Here is a 1,489-nt window from a genome sequence, read left to right on the forward strand (position 1 = left end):
CTGCTGAAGCTGGACAAGGTCGGTATCCACGATGACTTCTTCGCGTTGGGCGGCCATTCCTTGCTGGCGACGCAACTGATCTCGCGCATACGGCGGAGCAAGTTGCAGGTCGAATTGCCGCTGCGCGACGTGTTCGAAGCACCAACGATCGCCGCGTTGATGTTGAAGGTGGCCGAAACCGCTACTCGCGCCACCGCTTCGCGAATCGTGCCCGTAAACCGCAATGGGCGGTTGCTGTTGTCGTTTGCCCAAGCGCGCTTGTGGTTCCTGGATCAGTTGGAGCTCAACGAAACCTTCTACAACATGCCGTCGGCCACTCGTCTGACCGGTCACCTTGAGGTGGAGGCTCTGGCCCGCACGCTGAACGAAATCGTGCGCCGTCATGAAGCGTTACGCACCACCTTTGTGATGGTCGATGACGCGCCTGTGCAAGTCATTGCACCGGTATTGACGTTGCCGCTGGACATCGTCGATCTGAGCGGCTTGCCTGTCACGGAACGCGAGGCGCAGCTGCGTGTACGCCTGCAAGAGGAAGTGGCCAAGCCGTTCGACCTGGCGGTCGGCCCGTTGATTCGCCTCAACTTGCTCCGGCTTGCCGACCAGGAGCACGTCCTGCTCATGACGATGCACCATATCGTCTCCGATGGCTGGTCCATGGGGATCGTTGCGAGAGAGATGGCGATCCTGTACCGCTCCTTCACGCAAGGCCAGCCCTCGCCGTTAGCCGACCTGCCGATTCAATACGCAGACTTTGCGCAATGGCAGCGGCAATGGCTGAGCGGAAAGGTGTTGGAGCAGCAGCTGAGCTACTGGAAACAGCAGCTCGCTGATTGCCCGAGCCTGTTGACGCTGCCCACCGACCGACCGCGGCCGCCTGTGCAGACTCAATGCGGCACTGCATTGCAATACAGCCTTCCCGCATCGCTGGTGTCAGAGCTGCATGCATTGAGTCGTCGGACGCAAAGCACGCTGTTCATGACGCTGTACGCGGCGTTCAATGTGCTGCTGGCCCGTTATTCGGGTCAGAGCGATATCTGCATCGGCACGCCGATCGCCAATCGCAACCGCAGCGAAGTCGAAGGCTTGGTGGGTATCTTCATCAATACGTTGGTGCTGCGCACGCAGGTGGACCTGACGCAGGATTTCAAGACGCTGCTGCAGCGGGTACGCCAGCATACGCTGGACGCGTATGCTCACCAGGATGTGCCGTTCGAGCAACTGGTGGAAGTCCTGCAGCCGGAGCGGCATACCAGCTATACGCCACTGTTCCAGGTACTGCTGGTGTTGCAGAACACGCCGGTGAACAATCTGTCGTTGCCTGGCCTGCAATTGGAACTTGTCCCAGCTGAAAGCGTTACGACTCATTTCGATCTTGGACTGAGCTTGACCGAAAGCAAGAACGGCCTGCAGGGTTGCTTCGAATACAGCACGGACCTGTTCGACGCGAGCACGATTGCGCGCCTGGCCGACCATCTCACGCACTTGCTCG

The 1,489-nt window shown here is 59.6% G+C and carries 1 protein-coding gene; it reads left to right on the forward strand.

Annotated elements, in window-relative coordinates; genetic code table 11:
- A partial coding sequence (locus HDE80_RS22000) for a condensation domain-containing protein (protein WP_255484094.1) occupies positions 1–1,489 on the forward strand: 1,489 nt, incomplete at both ends.

The sequence above is a fragment of the Rhodanobacter sp. A1T4 genome, from assembly GCF_014207185.1.
Lineage (GTDB): Bacteria > Pseudomonadota > Gammaproteobacteria > Xanthomonadales > Rhodanobacteraceae > Rhodanobacter.